The 22,353-nt window shown below is 57.4% G+C and carries 17 protein-coding genes; 9 read left to right on the top strand and 8 right to left on the bottom strand.

Annotated features, from left to right (window positions below):
• The first annotated feature begins 3 nt into the window (after positions 1-3).
• Complete coding sequence (locus Q1K07_RS09210) at positions 4-783, top strand: sulfite exporter TauE/SafE family protein (protein WP_300310070.1); 780 nt, start codon at positions 4-6, stop codon at positions 781-783.
• Between the two features lie 12 nt (positions 784-795).
• On the opposite strand, the gene Q1K07_RS09205 is transcribed toward Q1K07_RS09210, so the two are convergent.
• A complete protein-coding gene (locus tag Q1K07_RS09205; protein WP_300310069.1) occupies positions 796-2,517 on the bottom strand; it encodes a 2-isopropylmalate synthase in 1,722 nt (573 codons plus the stop codon).
• A gap of 270 nt (positions 2,518-2,787) precedes the next feature.
• Here Q1K07_RS09205 and Q1K07_RS09200 point away from each other — a divergent pair, with 270 nt between their 5' ends.
• The 5 genes from Q1K07_RS09200 to Q1K07_RS09180 all read left to right on the top strand — a co-directional run bounded on the left by Q1K07_RS09200 (position 2,788) and on the right by Q1K07_RS09180 (position 7,389).
• On the top strand, positions 2,788-3,570 hold the full coding sequence (locus Q1K07_RS09200; RefSeq protein WP_300310067.1) for a helix-turn-helix transcriptional regulator: 783 nt from the start codon (positions 2,788-2,790) through the stop codon (positions 3,568-3,570).
• A 178-nt stretch (positions 3,571-3,748) separates the two neighbouring features.
• Positions 3,749-4,528 (top strand): ThuA domain-containing protein, encoded by a 780-nt coding sequence (locus tag Q1K07_RS09195; protein ID WP_300310065.1) that lies wholly within the window; start codon positions 3,749-3,751, stop codon positions 4,526-4,528.
• Entirely contained in the window at positions 4,525-5,586 is a 1,062-nt protein-coding gene (locus tag Q1K07_RS09190; RefSeq protein WP_300310063.1) for a Gfo/Idh/MocA family oxidoreductase, read from the top strand. The genes Q1K07_RS09195 and Q1K07_RS09190 overlap by 4 nt, the downstream gene beginning before the upstream one ends.
• 142 nt (positions 5,587-5,728) lie before the next feature.
• Positions 5,729-6,634, top strand: coding sequence for a sugar nucleotide-binding protein (locus tag Q1K07_RS09185; protein WP_300310061.1), 906 nt, complete (start codon positions 5,729-5,731; stop codon positions 6,632-6,634).
• Positions 6,631-7,389 (top strand): 1-acyl-sn-glycerol-3-phosphate acyltransferase, encoded by a 759-nt coding sequence (locus tag Q1K07_RS09180; RefSeq protein ID WP_300310059.1) that lies wholly within the window; start codon positions 6,631-6,633, stop codon positions 7,387-7,389. Before Q1K07_RS09185 ends, Q1K07_RS09180 begins: the two co-directional genes overlap by 4 nt.
• Positions 7,390-7,497: 108 nt before the next feature.
• Here Q1K07_RS09180 and fabB read toward each other — a convergent pair whose 3' ends face one another.
• From fabB to Q1K07_RS09160, 4 genes are all read right to left on the bottom strand, one after another.
• On the bottom strand, positions 7,498-8,715 hold the full coding sequence (gene fabB / locus Q1K07_RS09175; protein WP_300310057.1) for a beta-ketoacyl-ACP synthase I: 1,218 nt from the start codon (positions 8,713-8,715) through the stop codon (positions 7,498-7,500).
• A gap of 13 nt (positions 8,716-8,728) precedes the next feature.
• Entirely contained in the window at positions 8,729-9,244 is a 516-nt protein-coding gene (gene fabA, locus Q1K07_RS09170; RefSeq protein ID WP_300310055.1) for a 3-hydroxyacyl-[acyl-carrier-protein] dehydratase FabA, read from the bottom strand.
• Between the two features lie 127 nt (positions 9,245-9,371).
• Positions 9,372-10,283: a MerR family transcriptional regulator gene (locus Q1K07_RS09165; RefSeq protein WP_300310053.1), complete on the bottom strand. Its 912-nt coding sequence runs from the start codon at positions 10,281-10,283 to the stop codon at positions 9,372-9,374.
• Positions 10,280-10,657 carry a sirohydrochlorin chelatase gene (locus Q1K07_RS09160; RefSeq protein ID WP_300310051.1) on the bottom strand — a complete coding sequence of 126 codons (378 nt, stop codon included), beginning with the start codon at positions 10,655-10,657 and terminating at the stop codon, positions 10,280-10,282. The genes Q1K07_RS09165 and Q1K07_RS09160 overlap by 4 nt, the downstream gene beginning before the upstream one ends.
• Before the next feature lie 182 nt (positions 10,658-10,839).
• Here Q1K07_RS09160 and Q1K07_RS09155 point away from each other — a divergent pair, with 182 nt between their 5' ends.
• Positions 10,840-11,757 (top strand): TIGR01777 family oxidoreductase, encoded by a 918-nt coding sequence (locus Q1K07_RS09155; RefSeq protein ID WP_300310049.1) that lies wholly within the window; start codon positions 10,840-10,842, stop codon positions 11,755-11,757.
• 106 nt (positions 11,758-11,863) lie between these two features.
• Here Q1K07_RS09155 and phrB read toward each other — a convergent pair whose 3' ends face one another.
• The 3 genes from phrB to Q1K07_RS09140 all read right to left on the bottom strand — a co-directional run bounded on the left by phrB (position 11,864) and on the right by Q1K07_RS09140 (position 17,409).
• On the bottom strand, positions 11,864-13,273 hold the full coding sequence (gene phrB, locus Q1K07_RS09150; protein ID WP_300310047.1) for a deoxyribodipyrimidine photo-lyase: 1,410 nt from the start codon (positions 13,271-13,273) through the stop codon (positions 11,864-11,866).
• Between the two features lie 192 nt (positions 13,274-13,465).
• A complete protein-coding gene (gene rapA / locus Q1K07_RS09145) occupies positions 13,466-16,408 on the bottom strand; it encodes an RNA polymerase-associated protein RapA (protein WP_300310043.1) in 2,943 nt (980 codons plus the stop codon).
• Positions 16,409-16,611: 203 nt separating this feature from the next.
• Positions 16,612-17,409: a TlpA disulfide reductase family protein gene (locus Q1K07_RS09140; RefSeq protein WP_300310041.1), complete on the bottom strand. Its 798-nt coding sequence runs from the start codon at positions 17,407-17,409 to the stop codon at positions 16,612-16,614.
• 174 nt (positions 17,410-17,583) lie between these two features.
• Here Q1K07_RS09140 and Q1K07_RS09135 point away from each other — a divergent pair, with 174 nt between their 5' ends.
• Positions 17,584-17,826, top strand: coding sequence for a hypothetical protein (locus tag Q1K07_RS09135; RefSeq protein WP_300310038.1), 243 nt, complete (start codon positions 17,584-17,586; stop codon positions 17,824-17,826).
• Between the two features lie 868 nt (positions 17,827-18,694).
• Positions 18,695-22,353 (top strand): Ig-like domain-containing protein (locus tag Q1K07_RS09130; protein ID WP_300310036.1); only part of this gene is annotated, 3,659 nt, incomplete at its 3' end.

Here is a 22,353-nt window from a genome sequence, read left to right as displayed (position 1 = left end):
AGAATGGCCGATCTGTTTTGGTATCAGTACGCACTCATTGGCCTGATTTTCTGCTGGAGTGGTTTTGTCCGCTCCAGCCTGGGGTTCGGTGGTGCAGTGCTGGCGTTACCTTTCTTGTTGCTGGTAGTCAACCGCCCTCTGATTTTCCTGCCTCTCATCGCTGTCCATCTGTTGATATTTTCCAGCTGGATCGCCTGGCAAGGCCATCGTCAGGCAAAACTTGCCGGGGGGGATACCGCGCGCGATGGTAACATCGACTGGCGTTATCTGGGCAAGGCGCTGTCGATCATGATAGTGCCCAAGATCATTGGTGTAGTGGGACTGCTGACGCTCCCCGCATCGCTGATGACGACAGTGATCTTCACCATTGTCATCATCTATGGTGCCAGCTATGCGTTGAATCGTCCTTTTAGAAGCAACAGCAAGGTGGTGGATGTTGTACTTCTGGCGTTGGGAGGATACGTCAGCGGGACTTCCTTGATCGGTGCTCCCCTGATCGTGGCGGTATTTGCTTCCCATGTCGCCAAGCACCAGTTGCGTGACACCTTGTTTGTGCTGTGGTTCATCCTGGTGGTGATCAAGATGGTGTCATTCATCATTGCAGGTGTTGACCTGCAGTTGATCCATCACCTGTGGCTATTACCCTGTGCCTGGGTCGGCCACATGCTTGGCGAGCGTGTGCATCGCTACCTGGTGGGGGCACGTTCGGAAGTGTTCTTCCGTGTACTCGGTGCTGTGCTGGTTCTGGTCAGTGTGGTGGGGCTGGTCGCCTCACCACACTGAGGAACCGTGGCCTCAGGCAGTATGCTGCGGCGGTGAATTGAAGGCGGACGATGAGATGACGGGCTGGCTACCTGAAGCCTGAACGAAGCGTGCTGCGAGACTGAGGACTGCCTGTATCGACGCAATGGTGATGTTCGAGTGGTGGCCGGCACCGAAGTGCGACCCCGGTATGCCTGACCAGCTACCTTCCACGATAGCCAGAGCGGAAGCGTCAGCACCACTCTCCAGGCTACGTTCTTCATAGCTGTCGATACGCAGCGGCATGCCCAGCGCCGCGACCGTAGCATCAATCGGGCCATTGCCTGTTCCGGACAATCGCAGGCGAGTACCGTCGGCAAGCTCAATGTCGATGTCGATACCATGCCCCTCGTCGGTATCATGCAGGCGGTGACCAAGGTAGGCCAGTACACCTCCTATCCGTGCCGGTGCCAGATAGGTGGTATCGAACAGCTCCCAAATATCCTGGCTACTCAGTTCTGTTTCATTGGAGTCGGCCTGTTTCTGAACGATGGCACTGAACTCGACCTGCATGCGCCTGGGTATCTTCATGCCATGATCACGCTGCAACAGGAAGGCAATCCCGCCTTTTCCCGATTGGCTGTTGACCCGCACGATACCGTCGTAGGTACGTCCCAGATCATGAGGGTCAATGGGCAGATAGGGGACTTCCCAGATGCCTTCGGCATCCTGGGCTGCCAAGCCTTTTGCAATGGCATCCTGATGCGAACCCGAAAAAGCAGTGAAGACCAGATCACCGACATATGGATGGCGAGGATGTATGGGTAAGGCCGTGCATTTCTCCGCGATACGAGCCACTGCCGAGATGTCGGAGAAGTCCAGCCCTGGGTGGATGCCTTGGGTATAAAGGTTGAGGGCCAATGTCACCAGATCGAGGTTGCCGCTGCGCTCACCATTGCCGAACAGGCAACCTTCGACCCGTTGGGCTCCAGCCAGCAGGGCCTGTTCGGCACATGCGACACCTGTGCCACGATCGTTATGAGGGTGTACGGAAAGCACCACATGTTCGCGGCGCTCAAGACGTTCGCTCATCCACTCGATCTGATCGGCGAAAACGTTGGCTGTGGAAACTTCCACTGTCGTGGGCAGGTTGATGATGATCGGACGTCCTGGTCCTGCCTCCCAGCAGCGAATGGCCGTGTTGCAGATGCGCAGAGAAACCTCCAGCTCTGCCATGCAGAACGTTTCAGGTGAATACTGCAGTACCCATTCAGTTTCAGGGTGATGTTCGATTTCCTGACGAAGCAGTTGTACGTGATGGGCTACCAGGTGTTCGACTTCTGAGACCGATAATCCAAAGACGACACGCCGCCACACGGGAGCGATGGCGTTGTATAAATGGATAATGACGCGTTTTGCTCCTGCGACGCTGTGTACGGTTTGTTCCATCAGGTCGGCACGCATCTGGGTCATCACCATCGGGGTGACATCCGCGGGGATGAGCTGCTCATCGATGAGCCGACGGACCATGTCATGGTCGGTACGTGAGGCGGCAGGAAAGCCGACTTCTATCTCCTTGAAGCCCAGACGCACTAACTCGTTGAACAGGTACAGCTTACGTTCGACGCTCATCGGCTCGAACAACGCCTGGTTGCCATCTCGCAGGTCGGTGGAGAGCCAGACAGGAGCGTGGGTAATAGTGCGCGAGGGCCAGCGACGAGATGGCAAATCTACGTTTGGGAAGGGGCGGTATTTGTGCTCAGGATGTTGGAGCATAGTGATGATCTCGAACGGATAAAGGAAAGTCGACGATTTCCCCTACCTGCTGGAGCAGGTCGTTCGAGGCCGGGGACAGGGGGAAATCGACCAATATTCACTTGGCGGCAGTCCCCGGCGCTGGGCCAGGGATAGTGATGGCAAGGAATGGCTGCACATACGTCTGAAGACTCCATGAGAGGTGCCAGTCAGCATAAACTTCTATTTCCTGGTTGATATCGCGTTAAATGGTCATTCATTATCGTGAAATGGTCATTTTGTGGACAAGATATGGTCGACATCTGTCAGCCTGACTACGACTCGCTGGAGACGCCGGTTACTGGCGTCTCTGTCGACTATCCCAGTGGTCATATCGTCAAGCCTCACCGTCATCCGCGTGCACAGCTGGTCTATGCCATAGAGGGAGTGCTGGTGGTCGAGACACCGGCAGGACGCTGGATCACACCCCCCTCGCATGGTGTCTGGGTGCATGCAGGCATTGAGCATTCGTTGCGCATGCGTGGTGTCACGCGGGTGCGAAGCCTGTTCGTCAATCCTGATGCCGTCGTTGGCCTTCCTCAGGACAACTGCGTTATCAGCGTTTCTCCTCTGTTGCGCGAGCTGATCCTGGCCGCTACTCAAGTAACTGGAGGATATTCCAGTGATAGTCGCGACGGGCGTCTAATGCGCTTGATTCTTGATGAACTAGGCGCTGTGCAAGTGCAGTCCTTTCATCTCCCATGGCCTGATGATGCGCGTATTGCCTCTGTTTGCCTGACACTGAGCCAGCAGCCCGCGATCAGCATGACGGCAGATGAGTGGGCTCAACAGCTCGCCATGAGCAGCAAGACTTTTCACCGCCGTTTCCTGCACAGCACTGGAGTGACATTTGGCCGCTGGCGACAGCAGGCCCGCTTGTTGAATTCACTGGAATTTCTGGCACAGGGCCGCCCCGTTCTGGAAGTGGCTCTTCAGCACGGATACGACAGCCAGAGTGCCTTTGCGGCAGCTTTCAAGCGTCAATTTGGTGTGCCACCTTCAGCCTTCTTTCTCCCGGATAACCTGGCAGATTGAGATTTCACGGCGCTTTCCAATGGTGCAGTGCGAATCAATGAAGAAAGAGAAGAGAAATAGTCTCCTGGCAGTATTGTGCTTGGAGTAAGACGAAAGTAAACGTTTACTATTGAAGAGTAAACGTTTACGTTTTGCTCCGTTGATATGCACAATGTCAAGCCTCCAAGGAGTCAAGCCAATGACGCTACGAGTGACAGTATGGGGTGAGAATGTCCACGAACAGACGAATGATATCGTGGCCCGCCTGTATCCAGAGGGAATGCATGCGTGTATTGCCGAAGCGCTCAACGAGGATGATGCCATCGAGGCGCGTACCGCCACGCTTCAGGAGCCAGAGCATGGGCTCAGCGAAGACGTGCTGGAAAACACGGATGTATTGACCTGGTGGGGACATGCCGCACATGGCCAGGTGAGCGACGAAATCGTCGATCGAGTGCAGAAGAGGGTGTTGGAAGGTATGGGCCTGATGGTGCTGCATTCCGGCCATTATTCGAAGATCTTCAAGCGTCTGATGGGTACCACCTGCTCGCTGAAATGGCGCGAGGCCGGTGAGCGAGAAAGATTGTGGGTGGTCAATCCAGGGCACCCCATTGCCCAGGGAGTGGGGGACTATATCGAGCTGCCTCATACCGAAATGTACGGCGAGCCCTTTGCCGTACCCAACCCGGATGAGGTTGTCTTCATCAGTGCCTTTGAGGGCGGAGAGGTGTTTCGCTCAGGGCTGACCTACAAGCGTGGCAACGGCAAGGTCTTCTATTTCCGACCAGGCCATGAGACCTACCCCATTTATTACGATGCAAAAGTGCGGCGGGTATTGCGTAATGCGGTTCACTGGCTGCGCCCCGAGGGATCGCGCTGGGTGGATAGTTGCCCTAATGTACCGCCGGACCAGGCCCCCAACCCAGTTGAGGTCAAAGGTGAAAGCCTGCACAAGCCGGGTGAGGAGGGCTTCCGATGATACGTCTGGCGATTCTTGGGGCTGGTGGCATGGCGGCGGAACATGCTCGCCAGTTCAATGCCATGGACAATGTGGAGATTGTGGCAGTATGCGATCTGGATGCGGCCAAGGCGCGTGATTTTGCGCATCAGCATAGTATCGCTGATGTCCATGATGATCTCATCGAGATGTTGGCACGCGAAGATATCCAGGCGATCAGTAACGTCACTCCCGATGGTGTCCATAAAGCGACATCCTTGGCCGCCATCGCCGCTGGCAAGCACGTACTGTGCGAGAAACCACTGGCAACCAATGCTGCAGATGCTCAAGAGATGGCAGAGGCCGCTCGTCAGGCTGGCGTGATCAACATGATCAACCTGAGTTATCGAGATGCACCAGCCTTGCATAAAGCACGAGAGCTGGTGAACTCGGGAGCACTAGGCAGGATCATGCACGTCGATGCCCGCTACTCCCAGAGCTGGCTGGTCAGCCATGCCTGGGGGCGCTGGGACAAGGACCCCCAGTGGCTGTGGCGCCTGTCCCAGGCCCATGGCAGCAAAGGGGTATTGGGAGACGTGGGGGTCCATATCCTCGATTTTGCCAGCTTCCCGGTTGGCAATATCTCCAGGGTGAACTGTCGCCTGAAATGTTTCGACAAAGCACCTGACAACCGGATCGGTGACTATGTACTGGACGCCAATGACAGTGCGGTGATGACGGTGGAGTTCGATGGTGGTGCATTGGGCTGCATTCAGGCTACGCGCTGGGCGACCGGACATCAGAACACGGTAGCACTAAGCATTCATGGCGACCGTGGTGCGCTGCGTCTGGACCTGGACAAAGCCTGGGATCACCTTGATGTGTGCCTGGGCGAGGATGTGCACACATCGCGTTGGACCGAGGTGGAAGCACCTGCCACACCGTCGATTTATCAGCGCTTCGTTGCCAGTATCATGCATGGTGTCAATGATGCGCCGGACTTTGCTCGTGGTGCAGAATTGCAGGAAGTGCTGGATGCCTGTTTCGAGGCTGATGCAGGTGATACGGCTTGTACTCTGCATGGCGACGTCTTGGTGTAGAATATGGCCCTTTGACGCTCTGTTCTGCTTCTCTCTCCTTGGCGGAGATGAAATGGGCAGAGTGTCGGTCATAACGCCAGGGGCAGAGGATTGACAGGACTGACGGAGTTCCGGGTCTCTCCCCTCAGGACGAGGAGTCGTCGTGAAGCTGCTGATTCTAGATGCCGGTCATTGCTTGTCACTGGCGCTGGTGCGTGCCAGCAGCCGGCGTAGTGATACACAGTTGGTCATTCAGCCTTCCAATCGAGTGACCCGTGAGACGCTGGAAGAGCTGGAGCCTGATGCGCTGATCATTCCACCGTTGTCGCGTCCCTTCAGTGTGCCGCCCGCCGCTGTCGGGGAACATGCCGATGCCGTTACCGCTTGCATGGAAGCCTGTGGAGAGGCTGGGGTGCCATTGGTGTGGTGCGTGTCAGACCAGCTATATGAGGATGGTCATGTATCGCCCATAGATGAGCATGTCGTGCCTGCGCCCCGCGATGAGGGGTTGCGTCGGTTAGTTGAGGTCGGTGACCGGATTCGGGCAGAGTTGCCACATCATCTGATTGTTCGCCTCGGACCGTTATTCGCACTTGAGGGCAGTCATGCCTGGCTGAGCGAGCTGGTAGATACCCTGGTGGCGGGCGGCATGGTGCGCGCTGAGGCCGATGTGATTCTGTGCCCGACGTCAGCAGACTCCGTGGCGATGGCACTGATTGGCATGTTGCATCAGCAGGCCAATGGTGCTGATGCCTGGGGGAGTTATCATCTGGCTGGAGTAGAGCCAGTCAGTGCTTATACCTTCGTTTCCAATGTGCGAACCCAACTGAGCACCTGTCTGGAAGGTAGAGGACAGGACATTGCGCTAGGAGAGGTCAAGGCGCTCAGCCATCATCACGATCAGCCGCTGCGTCGAGTGTTGAACTGCCGTCGGGTGCTGGACGTGTTTGGTGTGCACCAGAAACCCTGGCGTCTGGAGGTTGGGCGGATGCTGGACCTATGGTGCCGTGCCCAGGAAGACGACATCTCAACGGATGAGCCTACGGACGAAGGAAAAAGCCCTGCATGAATCTGATACGCAGCATCATTTTTTATATCGGTTACTTTCTCGCGATGCTGGTCTGTGGCGTATTGTTCCTGCCGCCAGCTCCTTTCTTGCCCTTGCGTTCGCGCTACCGCCTGCTCAATCTCTACAACCATTTCATCATCGCCTGGTTTCGCATCGCCTGCGGGGTGCGTTACGAGATTAGCGGGCGAGAGAACCTGCCCGCCGGACCTGTGGTTATCCTGTCCAACCACCAGTGCGAATGGGAGACGGTCTATCTGCAGCTGATCAAGCCACCTGTCTGTACGGTGCTGAAAAAGGAACTACTGAATATCCCCCTGTTTGGCTGGGGGTTGCGTCTGCTTCACCCTATTGCGCTTGATCGTTCCAAACCGGCTCGGGCCATGAAGCAGGTGTTGGTCCAAGGGGGGCAGCGACTCCAGGAAGGGCTGTCGGTGTTGATCTTTCCTGAGGGGACCCGTGTCGATCCCGGCCAGCGGCGGCGTTACAACAAGAGTGGGACGGTGATTGCCTGTCGTGCGGGCTTGCCAGTCGTGCCTGTTGCCCATAATGCTGGAGAATGCTGGCCAGGACGCCACTGGATCAAGAAACCAGGCACCATCAGCCTGGTAGTGGGCGAGCCTATTGTGACCGAGGGGCGCAGCCCGGAGGATGTTCTGGTCGAGACTGAAGCCTGGATAGAGGCCCGCTTGAGCGAGGTCTCGCGTGTGCCGCGTCCCCCCATGGAGCCTCATTCCAGGACAAGAGTGGCGTCCTGATCCCGAATCCGTGACATGGATGCCAGTCCGGGCTGGAAAATGAAAACGGCGCCCCTGCAAAAGAGCGGGGCGCCGTTTTCATTGCGGTGGGGCAACGCTTGAGGGCTATCAGCCCTCGTAACGTTGCATCACCAGGCAGGCGTTGGTTCCGCCGAAGCCGAAGCTGTTGGACAGCACCCGGTCCAGTTGCACACCTTCGCGGGTCTCGATGACGATATCGAAACCAGCAGCCTGCTCGTCAAGCTCCTTGATGTTGGCAGATGCCGCGATGAAGTTGTTCTTCATCATCAGCAAGGAGTAGATCGCTTCCTGCACCCCAGTGGCTCCCAGCGAGTGTCCGGTCAAGGACTTGGTGGAGCTCATCGCGGGAGTGGTATCGCCGAACACTTCGCGAATGGCCTTGAGTTCAGCCACATCACCGACGGGAGTGGAAGTGCCATGAGTGTTGACGTAGTCGATACCGCCATCGACGGTCGACAGTGCCTGACGCATGCAGCGCACGGCACCTTCGCCGGACGGGGCTACCATGTCCTTGCCGTCGGAAGTCGCACCATAGCCCACGACCTCAGCATAGATCTTCGCGCCACGGGCTCGGGCATGCTCCAGCTCCTCAAGCACCAGCATGCCGCCACCGCCAGCGATGACAAAGCCGTCGCGGCTGGTGTCATAGGGGCGAGATGCGGTTGCTGGGGCATCGTTGTAGCTGGTGGACAGCGCGCCCATGGCATCGAACAGACAGGACAGTGTCCAGTGCTCTTCCTCGCCACCACCGGCGAACACAATGTCCTGCTTGCCTAGTTGGATCTGCTCCATGGCGTTGCCGATGCAGTGAGCTGAAGTCGCGCACGCAGAAGAGATGGAGTAGTTGACGCCCTTGATCTGGAACGGGGTGGCCAGACAGGCGGAAACCGTGCTGCCCATGGTCCTCGTGACACGGTAGGGGCCTACGCGGCGCAGACCTTTTTCACGCATCACATCGGCGGCTTCGACCTGGTTGGCACTGGATGCACCGCCGGAGCCGGCGATCAGTCCAGTACGCTCGTTGGATACCTGCTCCGGCGACAGGCCGGAGTCTTCAATGGCCTGAGCCATGGCAACGTAGGCGTAAGCTGCTGCATCACCCATGAAGCGACGCAACTTGCGGTCGACCAGGGCATCCAGATCGATATCCACGGAGCCCGCCACATGACTGCGGAAACCTCGTTCAGCGTACTCTTCCTTGAAACGAATGCCGGAGCGGCCGTTCTTGAGAGCCTCGAGGACTTGCTGCTGGTCGTTGCCCAGGCAGGACACAATGCCCAGGCCGGTGACTACCACTCGTCGCATGGAAGCCTCCTGATCAGAAATTCGCGGTGGAGGTGAACAGGCCGACTCGCAAATCGTTGGCCTGATAGATGTCGCGGCCATCAACGGAGAGAGTACCGTCCGCGATGCCCAGAATCAGGCGGCGGCTGATGACGCGCTTGATATTGATACGATAGGTGACTTTCTTGGCTTCAGGCAGAATCTGGCCACTGAACTTGACCTCGCCACAGCCGAGGGCGCGGCCCCTGCCGGGATGGCCGAGCCAGCCAAGATAGAACCCTACCAGTTGCCACATGGCATCGAGGCCCAGGCAGCCAGGCATGACAGGATCGCCCGGGAAATGGCAATCGAAGAACCAGAGGTCAGGGCAGATGTCGAGTTCGGCGATCAGTTCACCCTTGCCGTACTCTCCACCTTCTTCGTGGATACGCGTGATGCGGTCGAGCATCAGCATGTTGGGGGCCGGCAGCTGGGCATTGCCCGGGCCGAACAGCTCACCGCGGCTGCAAGCCAGCAGTTCATCGCGATCAAAGGAGTGTTGCTTGGTCACAGGGTCGTTCCGAAAGTCGAAGTGATGTACGCCGCGCACGGCAACCTGCCGCAGCGCGGCCTGTCTAGTCTACTGTCCACACAGGATGAATGCACGTCACGGTCGTTCAAGAGATCTATACTGGCATTCAAGATACCTTGACCAGAGGACGCAGGCGATCCAGTGCAAGGGGAATATCATCGCCCAGCACAGCCACTGTGCTATCGGACAAATCACCGCTGCGAATACGTGCAACAGGACCGCACAAGGCCAGCGGAATAGGTAATTGATCGGCCAGACGTGGCAACTGGCGACGAATCATATCAGGACGTTCTGCCTTGCCGCTACAAAGTAAGACTGCGTCACTGTCCAACCGTTCCACTGCCAGAGGAAGCTCGCTGAGGGACAACGGTGCATCCATGAGTTGTACTCGATACCCACGATCACTCGCTGCAAGGGCTATGATCAGGGACCAGAGTGGACCATCATCGCCGGGCAGCGTATCGATCAACAGTGCAGGACCCGCAGTATCCTGGTTGGCATGGAACAGGCGGATACCAATACGAGTACGCAGGAAGGATTCCAGGCAGCGACGTTGCAATGCTGCTCCCGGCTGGTGACCCCAGGACTCTTCCAGGTCCTGGACCACTGGCTGCCATAGTTCGCTGATAGCCGTAGTTACCGGATAGAGCGCTAGCCCTTGCTGGTAAAGGCGTTCCAGTTGATTCATATCCAGGGCTTCCACCGCTGCCAGCAGTTGTTTGCGCTGGCTGGCCCAGTTGCCCAAGGAGGAGTGGGCGGAATCGGCAGGCTCTGGCTGTTCCAGTAGCGCTCTGACCTGACTGACAGGAACGCCACGGTTGAGCCATTTCAGAATACGTTCGATACGCACGATATCCTCGCGCGCGTAGAGACGATGCCCCTTGGGGGTACGGCGAGGCTCAATCAAGCCATATCGTCGCTCCCAGGCTCGCAGGGTGACCGCATTGACGCCTGTGAGGCGCGATACTTCGCGAATGGGATAGAGCGGCAACTCGGCGGATAATGCTGGGTCGCTCATGCCAGGTTTTCTCCCACCTGGTCCGCTACTGCACAGGAGAGAGCCTCGATGAAGGCGGGGTGCTCACCGACTGGAGCCAGCAAAGTGACTTCTACCCCAGGGTGAACGGTGTGCAGGGCGGCAATCTGGGCGGGGACATCATGACGCAGATGTCGGCCTGCAGCGAAGAATAGTGGCAGTACTTCGATGCGCGAGACCTGTGACTCAACCAACTCGGCAACGGTGCTCTCCAGGGAGGGCTCGCTGATCTCCATATAGGCCAATCGGATCGGGGTGTTCAACCGAGGAGCCAGTGCTTCGCGGAAGCGTTCGAAAGGGGCGCGCCAATGAGGATCGCTGGAACCATGGGCGAGCAGAATCAGGGCGTAGGACATGGCGGCATTCCTGAGGTGTCAGTCTGTCTGGATCGGACAGGCCGTTCGCTTCATGGTAACAAAGGAATGCGGTCATTCGCTTCAACGACAGACCACCAGGACTAGGCTAAGGGAAAGACGATTTCCAAAACCCACGCAGTGCAGGTGGGACGCTAGCCGAGACAGTGGACAAGGAGATTTCCATGAGGGTTCTGATAACCGGGGGCAGTGGCTTTGTTGGCCAGAGTCTTTGCCGCCACTTGAAGGCCTGTGGCCATAGTATACAGGTGGTATCCAGAAAACCCGAAGCCGCTCGGAAACGTCTGCCCAAGGGAGTGGATATCCGCACCAGTGCGCTGGATTTTGTCACTCGTCCCCCCGCTGCCCTGGTCAATCTTGCAGGAGAGCCGATAGCCGCTAAACGCTGGAGTGTCCAGCACAAGGAAGTGCTGTGTGATTCCCGCCTCAATGCCACCCGTGAGCTGGTGATGCTATGCGAGCAGCTGGAACATACCGCCCAGGCACCGACAGTGCTGGTATCAGGCTCAGCCATGGGATTCTATGGTGCACAGGCAGAAGGTAGCGATGCACCGGAGGTCGATGAAGAGACACCACCCCACGATGAATTCGCTCATCGCCTGTGCCGGCACTGGGAGGAAGCTGCCCAGAGCGTCACGGCCCATGGCGTGCGTCTGGCCATTCTGCGTACAGGGCTGGTGCTGGACAAGGATGGTGGCATGCTGAAACGCATGTTGCCTGCCTTCCGCCTGGGGCTGGGAGGGCGCATGGGCCGCGGAGAGCACTACATGCCGTGGATCCACCGACAGGATCTGGTCGAAATGATAGTTATGCTGCTGAATCGGGAGGATCTGTCAGGAGCATTCAACGCCAGTGCACCGAATCCTGTCACCAATGCTCAATTTACCCGTGCATTGGGCAGCCACCTGCATCGCCCAACCTTGTTGCCGGTACCCGAAGTGGTGCTGCAGATGGCCCTTGGTGAAATGTCATGCCTGTTGCTGACCGGGGCGCGTATGGTGCCCAAGCGTTTTCTGGAGGCAGGATTTGCATTTCGCTATCCGACGCTGGACGAAGCACTTGATGACATTATGGGCCGGTGATGGCGCCTCAGCGGGCCATGACGGTGCAAGGCAGTCTTCGTCTTGTCGTGGCGAAAGCTGTTCTGAGAAATTGCCCCAAGAACTTCTGTCTGGAATGTGTCTGGCGCTAGGAAAGGGCTTTGAAAGCCTCGAGTGCGCGTAGCCTAGCTGCTCGATGATCGACAATCGGGAATGGGTATTCGGCTCTCGAGAGAAGAGCGGGATCAGGAGCATGCCGCTGTTTTGCCGGTAGTTCACGAAGCTGAGGCAGCCAATGGCCAATGAACTGGCCATCAGGATCGAAACGCTTGGACTGGGTCGTTGGGTTGAAAATGCGGAAATATGGCGCGGCATCGGTACCCGTGGATGCTGCCCATTGCCAGCCGCCATTATTGGCAGCGAAGTCGCCATCGACGAGATGGTGCAGGAAAAAGGCTTCGCCTTTGCGCCAGTCTGTCAGCAGGTGCTTGGTCAAGAACATGGCGGTGATCATGCGCAGGCGGTTGTGCATCCATCCCGTCTCTCGCAGTTGGCGCATGGCAGCGTCGATGATGGGGTAACCTGTGCGCCCTTCACACCATGCGGCAAAGTCTTCTGGATCATTGCGCCAGGCCAGCATCTCGGTATGTGGCTGGAAGGCACGGCCCTTGCAGACGCGCGGGAATCCAAAGGCGACATGCTGGTAGAACTCGCGCCATATAAGCTCTTTGACCCAGGTGGCAAGTCCGGGGTTTCCTTCCGTAAGCAGGCCTTCATTCATCGCCATTGCTGCCTGCATGCACTGGCGATACGAGATCATGCCGAGGCTGAGATAGGGGGAAAGCAGACTGGTGCCAGACATACCGGGAAAATCTCTATCCCTGGCATAGCGATGTACCTGCTGGCTCAGGAAGTGGTGAAGATGGTTAGAGGCTTCCTGCTCACCCGAGACCCACTGTTGTGTGGCAACGGAATGAGTGCTCAAGGCCGGTAATTCAGGTTCAGGGTCGGCCGATATGCTGGCAAGTGATTGACATGCTGGCGCATCGAACATGTTGAGGCGAGATGCTTCAATACTACGATGCCAGGCTCGGGAGAACGGTGTGAAGACAGAATAAAAGTCTCCCTTTCCTGTGGTCAGCTCGCCCGGCTCGAAGGCAATGGTGTCTCTGAAGGACTGCACATCAAGGCCTGCGTGACGGAAGGAGTTGATGACAGCCTGGTCGCGCTGCCACTCATTCCATGGGTATTCGCGGTTGAAATAGAGCGATGTGGCGCCAAGCATTTCAGCCAGTGCCAACAAGGCGCCAGGTGCGGCATCGAAGGTTGGCACATGGCGGTGAAGAAGCGGAATGTTGTACTCGGCCAAGGCCTTTCCCAGAGCATTGGCTCCTTGCAGCCAGAAGGTGATCTTGTTGGCGCCATGACCGTGCTGTTGCCACTGTTCCATACTGCGAAGAAACACGGCAACGACGGGGCCACGGCGTGCTGCCATATGCAGGGCGGTGTTGTCATGCACTCGCAAGTCGCTACGAAACCACATCAGTGTGAGTGACATAGAGTTCCTGTAAGACCGAAATGATGTAAAGCAAAGTGGGAAAGAAGGCAGCGAGGGCCATCATATAACGTGCAAGCGTGCAGATGAACATGGTGAGGTATGGCGAGAGGGTAATGGAGAGAGACTTTGAGTCTGTCCCGCCACCACCTCCGCCATGGAAAGCACGGAGGTGATGGAGGTATGGCGCTGAGATTACTTGTCGTCGCCGATGGTGACGATCACCCGTATTGAGTCCAGGCGTAGCCGAGTGCCTTCGATGGCAGCGTCCAATGCATGACGTTCATGACGCAGCGCCTCGATTTCGTCGGCACGCACCGAGGGGTTGCGCTGCGCAAGTGCTTCGAGCCGGGTCAGCTCCGCATCCAGGGCAGAACGCATGCGGCTCTGGGCGGCCTCGATGATGCTCGGCAGCTCACACTGTGCTTCGGTTTCAGCCTTGTCGAGCAGGTCTCGCAATTGATCATGGCGACTCTTGATCAGGTCTCTGGCAACTGCTTTCTTTACCTTGCGCAGGTTTTTTGACAGGCCGGTGAAGGACACCTTGTCAGTCAGGTTGGCACCGGACTCATCAAGCAGCACGCGTACCGCAGTAGGTGGCAGAAAGCGATTGAGGTGCAGCCGCTTTGGTGCAGGGCAGTGGGTGCGGAAAACCAGCTCAGTCATCAGCCTTCCTGCGGGAATCGCCGGGTGCTTGAGCAGCGCAAGGGCGGTATTGCCCATGCTGCCATCCAGAATGCGTGCCATCATTTCACGCAGCAGAGGGTGCTCCCAGGACAGGCGCTGAACGTCGTCGCGTGCCAGGGCTCGGGCACGTGACGTGGTCGCGGTAAAACCGTCTTCCCCCTTCACCAGACCGGGAAGACCGTCGAGCATCTGGGGACCGGGGATCAGGTGGACCATATCTCCACCCAGGTCGCGGCTATCCACGCCGAAGATATCCAGCGCCTGCTCCAGGTAGCGTGGCAGGGCACGGTCCTCATCCAGCTCACGAATCGCTGTCGCTACCGCTTCTGCGCGATCTGGATGGCAGGCATTGAGCTCGAGTAGCCGGTTACGGCCGGCATCGCGCTCGGCCAGCTTGGTCTCGAACAATGCTCGAGTCTCCTGGACTACCTCATCCAGCGACTCGTCGTCGAGCAGGCTTTCGGCCAGGTCGTCGGCAAAGGCATCGTACATGTCGTTGCCCAGGCCATGAGGCGCGGCAAAGGCATCCATACCTTGCTGGTACCAACGCAGCAGCTTTTCCCCTGGGCTGTCGGAAAATACCGGCACACTGATGTCAATAGGATGCTGCTGGCCAATCCGGTCGAGGCGACCGATACGTTGTTCGAGTTGATCCGGATGCAATGGCAGATCGAACATCACCAGGTGATGGCAGAACTGGAAGTTGCGGCCCTCAGACCCGATTTCCGAACATACCAGCACCTGACAACCGTCTTCCTCATCGGCAAAGGCGGCCGCAGCACGGTCACGCTCGATGAGAGACATCTCCTCATGGAATACCGGAGCCTGGATACCGCCAAGGACCCGTAAACCTTCGGCCAGACCTAGCGCCGTTTCTCGCTCATGGGCAATCACCAGAACTTTCTCATCGGCGAGATGCGTGAGGCGTTCGAGCAGCCAGGTGACACGTGGGTCGAATTGCCACCAAGGTTCGGTATTGAGGGGGTCGTCAGGCAGAGCTCGGTACATGCTATCGAGATAGATCATGACTTCCGGGTGGTCGAGGCCTGTCTCGATCAGTAGCTCGTCCAGATAATCCTCGTCCCGAGCCAGGCGACGCAGCACGCGGCGGTAGGAAGATGGCAACTCCAGGTGCTCGACATGCAGGCGGCGTTCGGGGAATCCTCCCACATGCCGCCGGCTGTTGCGGAACATGACTCGGCCTGTGCCATGGCGATCGAGCAACTGGTCGCGCAACTGTGAACGTGCACTGGCACGTTGGGCCTCACTGTATTCCGGCGCCGACAACGCCTGAAGCAGGGCCTGGCTATCAGTATCATCGGCGACAGCGCCAATGGTGTCCCGGGCGGCAGCATTCAGGGGTGCCGAGTCACTGGCATCCAGCAGGGCATCAATGGCCTCTGCCACGGCGACATAGCCCTGCTCTTCTGTGCGGAACTCCTCCAGGCTGGAATAACGCTCAGGATCAAGCAGGCGCAGGCGCGCAAAGTGACTGGCCAAGCCCATCTGCTCCGGTGTGGCGGTCAGCAGGAGCAGGCCATCAGTTGCTGCTGCCAGCGTTTCGACACAGGCGTATCCGGGGCCGGTCTGCTCCTCGCTCCATTCCAGGTGGTGCGCTTCGTCGACAATCAATAGATCCCACTGGCATGCCTCGGCCTGGCGTTGGCGACGGGGATTGGCGAATAGCCAGTCCTGGCTGGCCAGGATCAATTGACCTGTCTCGAAGGGATTGGTATCGCCATGGGCCAGGCTCTGCTGCTCATCTAGCAGGGTAACCGACAGGGAAAAGCGCCTCAGTAGTTCTACCAACCACTGATGGGTCAAACTTGCAGGGACCAGGATCAGTGCTCGTTCCACGCGCCCGGTCAGCAGCAGGCGGTGGAGAATCAGCCCGGCTTCTATGGTCTTGCCCAGGCCGACTTCATCCGCCAGCAATACCCGTGGAGCCTGACGCCGAGTGATCTCTTCGGCAATGAACAGCTGATGCGGAATCAGGTCGATGCGGGCGCCAGCCAGGCCCAATGCTGGGTTCTGTTCCACTCTGTGATAGTGGTGCAGTGTGCGGAAGCGCAGGTCGAACCAGTCGTTACGATCCACCTGACCGGTGAGCAGTCGGTCCCTGGCCTGGTCAAACTGCATGCTGTCGGAGAGTTGAGCTTCGCTCAGCTCGCATAGTTCGCCATTGTCCTTCTCGCCGATATAGACCACCAGGCCGCCGATTTCCTTGGTGTCATCGACAATCATCTGCCAGCCTTCGGCTGACTGAATACGGTCACCGCTGCCGAAGGCCACCCGTGTGAGAGGGGCCTGGCGGGTACTGTAGGTACGGGTTTCCTGGCTGGCGCCAAAGAGCACGGTCACGCTGCGAGCATCGCAGCTGAGAATGGTGCCCAGGCCGAGTTCGGCCTCGCCGTCGCTGATCCAGCGCTGGCCGGGAGAGAATTCGCTCATGATGCCTCGGATTAGGTTCGTGATGGCGGGGAGGAGGCCCGCTGGCAACAGGGCGCGGTATCTTACAGCAAAGTTCTCTGCGGCTTAAGTATGTCTGATGTGTCTTTCAGCAGTGTCTCGTCGAGATACCGGGAAGGTACCTCGACGCCCTTATGGTTTTATATGGTTTTATGCATGTTGATGTACTCATCATTAGCAGGGCTTCAACGTTGTAGCCAGCCATCCAGCAGTGGCTGTGTCAACTCGCCGATATGGCGCTCGACCAGCTTGCCATCGACGTCGAACAGTAGCGTCGTCGGCAAGCCAGGAGATTCGGAAGCGGTGAGCAGGTGCTGGCTGGGGTCGAGCAGGGCATAGCGAAAATCCAGTTCAGCTGCATCGAGGTAACGTGTCACGCTGAGCAGGTCTTCCCCCTGGTTGGCAACGACCACGGTAACGTCATCTCGCTTGGCAGCCTTCTCCAGTAGCGGCATTTCCCGACGACAGGGAGGGCACCAGGTTGCCCAAAGGTTGATGATCAAGGGCTTTCCGGAAAGCGTGCTCAGTTCTACCGAATGGCCATCGATATCCTCCAACGTAAGTGCCGGCACTTCTCGAGGCATGGGGGCCGATCCCAGTGGCCCCCAGGTGACGAGGGCCAACCATGCGAGTGATGCCACTATGGTCAGGCCCAATGCGCCGAGCAGAGGGGCGATGCGGTCACGTAGATACCACAGGCTCCACAGCAGCCCCACGACCAGTCCCCAGACAGCGCTGTAGCCTGGCAGCCATAGCTTGACGATATCCAGAGGGGCATCCTGATAGGCACTCCAATGTGTCAGCACGTATCCCAGGCGAGCGCCAACAAGCCAACTGAGCAACAGGCCATTGAACCAACGTCCATGCCGCTTGCGCGGTAACCCAAGAAGAAAGGCGCTGGCGCCCAGCAACACCAGAGTGACCACAATGGCATAGAGGCGTGGAACACTGATCAACAAGGGGCCGATGGCGAATGCATCCATGAAAATCTGACTCCTGAAGGCGGATATCGAAAGTCGTTCTGAAAGGGCTGGTTGAAACTAGTGATACCGGCCAGACAGTCACGCAGGTAAAGAGAAACGCTTGGGGGTACACTAGCCCATCCTGTCGCTCGATGTCTCGGGTGCCGTCCAACACAGATCTGACGTGGAAACAGCATGGCGCACCAACCTGCTTTTGACTCCCTGCGTATCTTGGCCATCGCCAGCCAGGCTATCGGTTTCATTCTGATTTTTGTATTGGGTACGACTCTGGAATCTCCTCGCCCATGGCAAGGTGTGACCTTGGCCATCATGATCAGTGTGGCTCTCGGCGTTGCCATTGTTCGCCGCTATCGTAGCAAGCGCCTGCAGAAAGAGCGTGACGAGCGCCGTGCCAGGTTGCTCGATGACGATGAGTAGTGCGCTCTGTTCAGATGGTGTTATCTAGAACCAGTGCAACTCATGATGTGTCTAGAAGAGAGCGACAGTATCGCGCTTGCGGACACCGCGCTTTCATGACATGCAGAGCTACAGCCTGTAGACCTGTCCTTTGTGGCAGACGAATCAATCTACCTCAACTTCCATAAACTGCGCTTCTTGACGGGCGTACTCCCGCTGCGCTCGCTTTGCCAACCTCCGTATCGTTCGCCTCTTGCTGTCTGTCCGCGAATTTCGCCTTGTCTGATCATTTTCCGTGATCTTCTCTGCAGCCTAATGTCGGTTGCGGTACTTGTCTCCAAACTCTTTCTTGTGGGCTCTTGCTCACTTTTCAGGAGTTTCTCTAAAGGGCGGTAACGCAGGTTGATGGGTCTGGGCACCAGTGATGGATGAGGCATCATCGTCATATGCGGTGTTTCATATATTCCTATAGACCATTTATTCATGCAGCAGCCTTCAGGATTTTACTGGGTTTTTTGTTGCTATCACTGATGTAGTGAAGACCGGCTTTTTTATATGGCTTCTTTTTAAAGGGGCATTGGGAAGTCGGACTCTTGATGTAAGAAATGTCCGACTTATTCCGGTTGCTGCTTACTGGGAGACTTCTTACGAAGTCCGCACGGCATGCCTGTCCAGGTTGGCTGATGAAAGAGTGGGCCTCGTTGACCTTGTATGCAAAGGCAGACTCTTCACTGAGGAATCAAGAGCGTTGTCTCATTACGCAAACATTGCTCGATTCAGGATGAGTCAAGACTCCCGGTAATTATGCCAAAGGGCTTTGGCATCGATATTTTCCGACTGAATGCATTAAGTCGCGGAGAGTATTAACACCTATATCAAGAGGTCGTTCATGGAAACGATGATTACGCTTATTACTATCGCTAATCAGGACCGCCGGCAGGTTTTCTCGGCAAGTGACACGGCAGTTGTCGAACTTGCTGAGCCCAGCGTGGTGTTTCTTCAAGAACCTATCAGCGATGCCATGCGTTATGAGCGCACGGGTGACGACTTGCTCATCCACAATGATGGCCGTGTCATTCAGGTGTCACAGTTCTTTACACAGGACTCTGTAGGCAACCTGGGTGAGCTCGTCGTGGGCGAGGCAGATCAGGGAAGCTCCCATGTGATCTTCGACAATCAGCCTGAAGCTCCTGCACCCGGAGAAACCGTCGGGCTGGTTTCATCTGTTGCACCTCTCTCACAGGAAAACACCGTAATCGCCCGTGGTACGGCAGTAACCCTGGAGGAGCCTGAAGCGTCCGCCCCTACCGCAGACGACACTGCCGATGAACCCTCTGTCACGATCACCTCTCCCTTGTCTGATGATGACGTCATCAGTGCAGCTGAATATGGCCAGTCTCTGACCATCACCGGTACTTCCACCGGATTGGCAGAGGGAGATATCGTTACCGTCGATGTCGGCGGCTCCGAGTATCCGGCTGGGGTGCAGGCTGATGGTAGCTGGAGCGTGGTGTTGCTGCCCGAAGTCACAGAACAGTTGTCAGCGGGAGTCGTGACGATCACAGCCTCTGCCGAGACAGCATCCGGCGAGGCTGTTGAAGATAGCCACAGCATCTTCGTCATCTTCGGTAGTGTACAGGTCGACATTGACCCGATTGGGATTGATGGTCTGCTCAATGCGACAGAAATCACGTCACCCCTGATGGTAACTGGCTCAGCCACCAACGCACCGAATGGTGGAACAGTCGTCCTGGAATTGCTGGACCGCCAATTTACTGGTCAGATCGATGAAAACGGTAACTGGAGTGTCGAACTGCCAACTTCCCTCTGGGAGCGCCTGGCGGATGGTGAGATCCATGTTACGGCAACAGTGACCAACGCCGAAGGTAACATCGGCCAAGCTGAGACTGACATTGAACTGGATACCGTGATTCCTACGGTGACCATCAATGAGCTTGCCGAAGACAACATCGTCAATGCTGTTGAACATGGCCAGGCACTCGAGGTAACCGGTTCGACCACGGGGCTCGACGGTGGTGAAGTCATCACTGTCGAACTCAATGGCGAGAGCTATACCACTGTAGTGAATGCAGCAGGCAACTGGTCCGTGGTGGTGCGCGCCAGTGACGTAGAAGCTCTGGCTGATGGCGAAAACACCCTGAACGCATCGGTGACGACGGATGCGGGGAACACAGGAACAGGCAGCCATACCTTCAATGTAGATACCTTCACACCGACTCTGACGATCAATACACCGGTGGCGGGTGATGACATCATCAACAGGCTCGAGCTGGGATTGCCGCTGGAAATCAGCGGAACCACGACCGGCCAGAACGAAGGTGATGTGGTTACCATTGGGTTCAATGACAGGGTCTTCACCACCTTCGTCGAGGCAGACGGAAGCTGGTACCTCGGTATCTACAGTTCCGAGATTGGTGATCTGGCAGATGGCTTGCACATTATCTCGGCGAGTGTCGAGAACGCGGTCGGAAACCGTGCTGAAGAAAGCCATGCCGTCATCGTCGACTCTACCGTGAAAGTGATCGATGTCGATATCGACATGATTGCGGGCGATGACAGTGTCAATGCTGCCGAGGCAGCCGCGGACATGACCATCACAGGTATGGCCAAGGGGGCGGACGCGGGCGATGTCGTAATTCTGGATATCGGTGGTAGCAAGTACTACGCCAGGGTGGCTGAGGACAGCAGCTGGTCTGCCGATGTGCCAGCCAGCGCCTGGAGCAGCATCGCCGACGGCACTGTTGAGGTGACAGCATCTATCACTACCGATAACAGCGCAGGTAGCGCGACTCGCGACGTGATTCTGGATACCGTCCCTCCGACCCTGACGATCAACACCATCGCCGAAGATGACATTGTCAATGCCATTGAACATGGCAAGGCGCTGGAGATCGGCGGAACAGCGGGAGGCCTGGTGGGTGGCGAAGTCGTCTCAGTGGTAGTGAACGGCAAGACCTATACGACTGCGGTGACAGAAGAAGGCACCTGGGAGCTGAACGTAGGGGTCAAGGATGTCGTGGCTCTGAGTGACGGTGATTATACCGTTACAGCTTCAGTGAAAGATGCCGCAGGTAACGAAGGCAATGCCGAGCATGACTTCACTGTGGTGGCCGGTAGCGACAGCCTGCCGACGGTATCCATCGATACCATCGCTGGCGACGATATCATCAATGCTGCCGAGCATGGCCAGGCAATGACCATCACTGGTGCGACTACCAAGCTGGTCGCTGGTGACAAGGTCGACGTCGAACTCAACGGCAAGTCCTACGAGGGAATCGTTGCCGCTGATGGTACTTGGTTAGTAAATGTCGCTGCTGCGGATGTTGCCGCACTGGCCGATGGCAACTACACCGTGATCGCCACCGTGACCGATGCCGCGGGCAACCAGGGCACTGATCAGCGTGACTTCAGTGTGGCAACCGGTGCTAACAGCCTGCCGACAGTATCCATCGACACCATCGCGGGTGATGACATCGTCAACGCCACCGAGCATGGTCAGGCAATGACCATCACTGGTGAGACCACCAAGCTGGTTGCTGGTGACAAGGTTGAAGTCGAGCTGAATGGCAAGTCCTACGCGGTTGACGTTGCTGCTGATGGCAGCTGGTCAGTAAATGTCGCTGCTGCCGATGTTGCCGCGCTGGCCGATGGCGACTACACCGTGACTGCCACCGCGACCGATGCTACCGGCAACCAAGGTACCGATCAGCGTGACTTCAGCGTGGTTGCCGGTACCGACAAGCTGCCGACAATCGCCATCGACACCATTGCGGGTGATGACATTGTCAATGCCGCCGAGCATGAGCAGGCATTGGGCGTGAGTGGTACCACCACGGGGCTGACTGGTGGCGAAGTAGTCACGGTGACGCTGAATGGTGAGGACTACACCACCACAGTGAAAGCCGATGGCAGTTGGGAGCTGTATGTTGGCGCACAGGACGTCACTGCACTGGCCGATGGTGATCACACCGTGACCGCCACCGTGACCGATGCTGTGGGCAACACCGGCACCGATCAGCGTGACTTCAGCGTGGTCGCTGATGCTGCCAATCTGCCGACGGTCTCCATCGACACCATCGCCGGTGACGACATCGTCAACGCCACTGAGCATGAGCAAGCACTGACTGTCTCCGGTACCACCACTAATCTGGAGGCCGGTGACAAGGTCAATGTCGAGCTGAATGGTAACTCCTACGAGGCAACTGTTGCTGCAGATGGCGGCTGGTCAGTGGATGTAGCGGCTGCGGACGTTGCTGCGCTGGCCGATGGTGATTACACCGTGACCGCCACCGTGACCGATGCTGCGGGCAACACCGGCACCGATCAGCGTGACTTCAGCGTGGTGGCCAGTGCTGAGAACCTGCCGAAGATCACCATCGATACCATTGCGGGTGATGATATCGTCAATGCCAGCGAGCATGAGCAGGCGCTGACCATCACGGGTACGACCTCCAAGCTGGAGGCGGGTGACAAGGTCGACGTCGAACTCAACGGCAAGTCCTACGAGGGAATCGTTGCCGCTGACGG

Source organism: Halomonas sp., from assembly GCF_029263665.1.
Lineage (GTDB): Bacteria > Pseudomonadota > Gammaproteobacteria > Pseudomonadales > Halomonadaceae > Halomonas.
Note: the sequence above shows the minus strand (reverse complement) of the source record. Positions and strands in the feature narration are given on the sequence as shown.

What these genes read in the sequence shown, in the direction of transcription:
- Q1K07_RS09210 (WP_300310070.1), top strand. Translation starts at nt 4, where the DNA reads ATGGCCGATCTGTTTTGGTATCAGTACGCACTCATTGGCCTGATTTTC.
- rapA (WP_300310043.1), bottom strand. Translation starts at nt 16,408, where the DNA reads ATGAGCGAATTCTCTCCCGGCCAGCGCTGGATCAGCGACGGCGAGGCC.
- phrB (WP_300310047.1), bottom strand. Translation starts at nt 13,273, where the DNA reads ATGTCACTCACACTGATGTGGTTTCGTAGCGACTTGCGAGTGCATGAC.
- Q1K07_RS09140 (WP_300310041.1), bottom strand. Translation starts at nt 17,409, where the DNA reads ATGGATGCATTCGCCATCGGCCCCTTGTTGATCAGTGTTCCACGCCTC.
- Q1K07_RS09165 (WP_300310053.1), bottom strand. Translation starts at nt 10,283, where the DNA reads ATGAGCGACCCAGCATTATCCGCCGAGTTGCCGCTCTATCCCATTCGC.
- Q1K07_RS09205 (WP_300310069.1), bottom strand. Translation starts at nt 2,517, where the DNA reads ATGCTCCAACATCCTGAGCACAAATACCGCCCCTTCCCAAACGTAGAT.
- fabB (WP_300310057.1), bottom strand. Translation starts at nt 8,715, where the DNA reads ATGCGACGAGTGGTAGTCACCGGCCTGGGCATTGTGTCCTGCCTGGGC.
- Q1K07_RS09135 (WP_300310038.1), top strand. Translation starts at nt 17,584, where the DNA reads ATGGCGCACCAACCTGCTTTTGACTCCCTGCGTATCTTGGCCATCGCC.
- Q1K07_RS09190 (WP_300310063.1), top strand. Translation starts at nt 4,525, where the DNA reads ATGATACGTCTGGCGATTCTTGGGGCTGGTGGCATGGCGGCGGAACAT.
- Q1K07_RS09155 (WP_300310049.1), top strand. Translation starts at nt 10,840, where the DNA reads ATGAGGGTTCTGATAACCGGGGGCAGTGGCTTTGTTGGCCAGAGTCTT.
- Q1K07_RS09160 (WP_300310051.1), bottom strand. Translation starts at nt 10,657, where the DNA reads ATGTCCTACGCCCTGATTCTGCTCGCCCATGGTTCCAGCGATCCTCAT.
- Q1K07_RS09180 (WP_300310059.1), top strand. Translation starts at nt 6,631, where the DNA reads ATGAATCTGATACGCAGCATCATTTTTTATATCGGTTACTTTCTCGCG.
- Q1K07_RS09200 (WP_300310067.1), top strand. Translation starts at nt 2,788, where the DNA reads ATGGTCGACATCTGTCAGCCTGACTACGACTCGCTGGAGACGCCGGTT.
- Q1K07_RS09195 (WP_300310065.1), top strand. Translation starts at nt 3,749, where the DNA reads ATGACGCTACGAGTGACAGTATGGGGTGAGAATGTCCACGAACAGACG.